The sequence below is a fragment of the Rubrivirga sp. genome, assembly GCF_049648075.1.
Classification (GTDB): domain Bacteria; phylum Bacteroidota; class Rhodothermia; order Rhodothermales; family Rubricoccaceae; genus Rubrivirga.
This window is the reverse complement of sequence record NZ_JBARYR010000458.1, coordinates 1-4,695: the sequence shown is the minus strand read 5'-3', so window position 1 is coordinate 4,695 and position 4,695 is coordinate 1. Positions and strand designations below refer to the sequence as shown.

At 69.7% G+C, this 4,695-nt stretch carries 3 protein-coding genes and 1 pseudogene; 2 read left to right on the top strand and 2 right to left on the bottom strand.

Features of this window, described 5'->3' with window-relative positions; translation table 11 throughout:
* A pseudogene (locus WBA11_RS13110) lies at positions 1 to 268 on the bottom strand (hypothetical protein); the annotation flags it as partial.
* 89 nt (positions 269 to 357) lie between these two features.
* On the opposite strand from WBA11_RS13110, the gene WBA11_RS13105 reads away from it, so the two are divergent.
* Both WBA11_RS13105 and WBA11_RS13100 read left to right on the top strand, forming a co-directional pair.
* Positions 358 to 2,223 (top strand): tetratricopeptide repeat protein, encoded by a 1,866-nt coding sequence (locus WBA11_RS13105; RefSeq protein ID WP_424521122.1) that lies wholly within the window; start codon positions 358 to 360, stop codon positions 2,221 to 2,223.
* Between the two features lie 23 nt (positions 2,224 to 2,246).
* Positions 2,247 to 3,488, top strand: a complete 1,242-nt coding sequence (locus tag WBA11_RS13100) for an asparagine synthetase B (RefSeq protein WP_424521121.1) — start codon at positions 2,247 to 2,249, stop codon at positions 3,486 to 3,488.
* Between the two features lie 134 nt (positions 3,489 to 3,622).
* On the opposite strand, the gene WBA11_RS13095 is transcribed toward WBA11_RS13100, so the two are convergent.
* On the bottom strand, positions 3,623 to 4,695 hold a 1,073-nt coding region (locus WBA11_RS13095; protein WP_424521120.1), incomplete at its 5' end, for a glycosyltransferase.

Here is a 4,695-nt window from a genome sequence, read left to right as displayed (position 1 = left end):
CCTCCGTGTCGGTCCCCGCGAGCGCGTCGCGGAGCGGCCCGAACGCGTCGGGATCCGCGATCGCGACGTGGCGCGGCCGGTGAGCGATGGCCTGCTCGGCGAGCCGTTCCCAGCGCGTGCCGGCCACCAAGGCTCGGATGCGCAAGCGGTCCGGGAAGAGCGAGGCGACCTCGAGGGTCTGCTCTCCGATGGACCCTGTCGATCCGAGGATGGCCACGCCCCGCAGGTCGTCGCGCGGCGGCGGGGGCGGTCGGAGGTCGGGGAGCATCGAGCGGCGCCGCACGAACGGCGCGACGGGTGCGTTGGCAAGTCGGGAAGATAGGCGCCGCCTACCTTCGCTTGTCCTCTCCCTGTGCCGTGCGCCTCGCCGCCCTCTTCCTCCTCGTCGCAACCGCTTCGGCTCAGCCGGGGCCTCCGCGCCCGCCGAGCCCTGCGATCGCCGAGGGGTTGTCCGGCAGCTACTCGCTGGCCGTTCGCCTCTTGTCGAACGGACGCGTCGACGAGGCGACCGCGATGCTCGAAGACCTGCTCGCCGCCGAACCGGCCGCGACGTCGGTGCGCATCAAGCTGTCCGAGGCGTACGGCATGAGCCGCCGCTTCGAGGACGTCGTGACGCTGTTCAAGGACCAGATCTCCCTCGAGGGCGAGTCCGTCTCGGCGCTGTTGGACCTGGCGGTCGCGCTCCACCGCTCGGGCCGCGCCGACGAAGCGTTCGACGCCTGGGACCAGGCCCTCGCCCTCGAGCCGGACAACCCGTTGGTGTACAGGTCCGTCGCGACCTCGATCGGGTCGCTCCGCCTGTTCGTCGAGGCCGCCGAGGTGCTCGATCGAGGCCGGATCCACCTCGGAGACGACTCGCTCTTTTTGCTCGACCGGGCGCACCTGTACGGACTGGCGCTCGATTACCAGCGGTCCGTCGACCTGTACCTCGCGTTGGTCGCCGACGACCCGGCGTACAAGTCCACCGTGCAGGCCCGGCTGACGCGGCTGGTGTCCGGGCAGGGCGCGCCGGAGATCTTCGCGACGGCCATCGCGCGCGCCGCGGCGCTCGATCCGCTGAGCCGGAGCCTAAGAGAGTTGCAAGCCTGGCTCGCCTTGGAGCAGGGCGACTACGACGACGCCCTCGATGCGATGCGCGCCCTCGACCGGCTGGAGCGCGAGCAAGGCGAGTCCCTGTTCGCTTTTGCCGAGCGCGCCCGCGGCGCCGACGCACCGGACGTAGCGGCCCGCGCCCTCGATGAGATCCTGACGCGGCACCCGACGGGACCCGTCGCGGGTCCGGCACTTTTGGGCCGAGCGCGACTCTGGGACCTGGACGCGCGAGACCACAACGAGCGGGCACCGGGACCGACCTCGAGGGCGGACTCGGCCAAGGCGCAGTACACGCTGTTCTTAGACCGCTACCGCGGCGACGCGCAGTCGTCCGCGGCGGCCCTCGGTCTCGCCAACTTGTTGCGGGACGTCTACCAAGACTTCGACGCGTCGGAGTCGTGGCTTCAGGAAGCCGCGGCGGGCCGAGACGCGGAGACGGCGGCCCAGGCGAGGCTAGCGCTGGGCGAGGTCGCACTGCAACGGGGCGACCTCGAGGACGCGCGCGAGCGCTTTGCCGACGTGGACGCCACGTTGCGCGTCGGCCGGCTGGCCGAGCAGGCGCGGTACGAGTTGGCCCTGATCGACTTCTACCAGGGGTTCATGTTCTCGGCGCTGGCACGGGCCGAGGCCCTGGACGAGAACACCGCCGCCGACGCGGCGAACGACGCCCTGGCGCTCCGCGTCACGCTCAACGAGGAGCTCGACCCCGACGCGATCCCGGGACCCGACATCGACCTGACGCAGGATCCGCTCCACATCTACGGGCGGGCCGCGCTCCGCTACCGTCAAGGCCACCTGTCGGACGCGCTCGCCACCCTCGACTCGCTCGACGCTGTCGTCGGTCGGTCGGGCTCGATCGGTGACGAGTCCCTGTACCTCCGAGCCTCCGTCTTGCTCGACCAGAACGAACCGGGACAGTCGGTCGCCGTCCTCGAAGACTTGGTCGAGCGCTTTCCCTCGTCGTTCTTCGTCGACCGCGCGCTGCGCCGCCAAGCGCAGACCTACCTGGACGACCTCGAGGACGCCGGTGCCGCTATCGAGCGGTACGACCGGTTGCTCGAGCGTTTCCCGGGCTCCCCTCTCGCCCCCGAGGCCCGCGCCGAGCTCCGCCGCCTCCGCGTGGGCACCTGACCTCGAGGTCCACACCTACAGCCATGCGTGCACTCTTTCTCGCTCTCGCCGTCGCCTGCGCGCCCGCCGCCCAAGACATCCTGATCCCGATGGACGACGAGCAGTCGGACCATCTCCGTGCCTACGGCGCCGTGTACTGGGCGCTCGACAACGGCCTCGATGTGGACTGGCTCTTGAACGTCCGCGGCGGGTCGTTCGTGATCCCGGCCGGCGGTGGGATCCAGACGGAGCTTCGAGGACGGGGCGTCCGCTTCGAGGACGTGGACGGGGCGTTGGCGACGGCCGCGGCGGAGTCGCCGGCGGCGAACACATCGGTGGTGCGGCTCGAGAAGGCGCCCCGGATCGCGGTCTACGCGCCGGACCAGACGTTGCCGTGGGACGACGCCGTGCTGTTGGCGCTGACCTACGCTGAGGTCCCGTACGAGCAGATCTACGACGGCGACGTTCTAGAGGGCCGACTTGGGGAGTTCGACTGGGTCCACCTCCACCACGAGGACTTTACGGGCCAGTACGGCAAGTTCTATTCCGTGTACAACGGCCACGCGTGGTACCAGCAGCAGCAGCTCGAGGCCGAGGCCTCGGCGCAGGCGTTGGGGTTCTCGAAGGTGAGCGAGCTCAAGCTGGCCGTCGCCCGGACGATCCGCAGCTACGTCAGCGAGGGCGGCTTCCTGTTCGCGATGTGCTCGGGCGCCGACACGTTCGACCTGGCGCTGGCGGCCGGCGGCCTCGACATCGTCCCGCCCCAGATGGACGGCGACGGCACCACGCCCGGTGCTCCTGACCTGCTGGACTTCTCGCAGACGATCGCCTTCCAAGACTTCAGGCCGGTGATGAACGCCCTCGAGTACGAGCACGCCGACATCGACGTCGCGCCGCCGCCCTCGTTGCGGAGCCCGCTGACGGACTACTTCACCCTGTTCGACTTTTCGGCCCGCTACGACCCGGTCCCGACCATGCTGACGCAGAACCATGTCTCGACGGTGGCCGGCTTCATGGGTCAGACCTCGGCCTTCCGCGCCGACGCCCTCAAACCCGGCGTGGTCGTCCTGGGTGAGAGTCCGACGACAGGCGCTGTCCGCTACCTCTACGGGCCGGCCGGGCAGGGCTTCTTCGCCTTCTACGGCGGCCACGACCCGGAGGACTACCAGCACTTCGTCGGCGACCCCCCGACGGACTTGGCCCTGCATCGCACGTCGCCGGGCTACCGGCTGATTCTGAACAACGTGCTTTTCCCGGCGGCCAAGAAGCAGCCCCAGAAGACGTAGAGGGCAAGGGGCGAGTCGTCCTCGAGGCCGCGGCAGACGCGGAATGTCTGTGCCGATCTCGATGCGACGGCCTCGAGGCCGTCTTCAGAGTTCGCGTCCTCGAGGGCGGTCACCGAGGCGCGTCCTCGAGGTCGTCAGCGGCTCGCTGGCTCCGACAACTCGCGGTAGAGCGACAGGTACGACTCGGTCATCACCGTCGACGAGCAAAACGCCTCCGCACGCCGACGGCACGCGCGGCGGTCGATCGAGGACGCCCTACCCATCGCTTCGGCGAGAGCCGCAACGTCTCCGGGCGGAACCAGAACGCCGACGTCGGGCGTGACGATCTCGGGCGCCGCCCCGACGCGGTAGGCCACGACCGGCGTCCCGCACGCCAACGCCTCCGCCATTGTCAGGCCGTACGGCTCCTCCCAGACGCTCGTGAACACGTACCCACGGGCGTCCCTCAGTCGCGGCGCGATCTCATCGTGCCGGAGGTGGCCGAGGTACTCGATGCGGTCGTGGCCGAGGTTGGGCGTGACGTGCTCGGCCACATAGTCGGCGTCGCTAACCGGACCGGCGAGATGGAGCCGCGCGCCGGACCGAAGAGCGGCCTCGATGGCGTGGTGAGGCGCTTTCTCCGCGCACATCCGGCCCATCCAGAAATAGGCGTCTCCCGGGGACGCCACGTTCGCCGTCCAGGCCTCGAGGTCGATCCCGTTGTACACGGTCCGGTCAATGCCGACGATGCCCTCGAGGTGGGACCGCTGGTGCTCGCTCACGGTCGTGACCGTCTGGCGGACCACGGGCAGTGCTCCAAACCCGAGACGGAGATAGGCCTCCGCTAGCGAATGAACGGAGGTGACAAAACGCGCGCCTAGCGCGTTGCCCGCCGCGATGGGGACGTGGTGCAGCGAGTGGTTGTGGACGATGTCGTAGCCGCCCTCGAGGACGCGGGCCATGACATCGTGGTAGATGACCGTCTGGGCGAACGCGTGCGAATCCATCCCCGAGTCCGCGACATCTCCAGCTCCGAACGTCTCCAGGATCTCGCCGTCGGTACGCATCGGCGCGATCGGGAGCGCGGGGTCGGAGTCCGGGTGCGCGTAGAGGTCGACGTCGTGCCCGCGGCGGACGAGTTCGCGGACCAGGAGGTGCGTGATCATCTCGAGCCCGCCCGCGAACGGCTCGACGATCGGAAAGCGGGAGTGGGCGACGACGGCGATCC

What these genes read in the sequence shown, in the direction of transcription:
- WBA11_RS13100 (WP_424521121.1), top strand. Translation starts at nt 2,247, where the DNA reads ATGCGTGCACTCTTTCTCGCTCTCGCCGTCGCCTGCGCGCCCGCCGCC.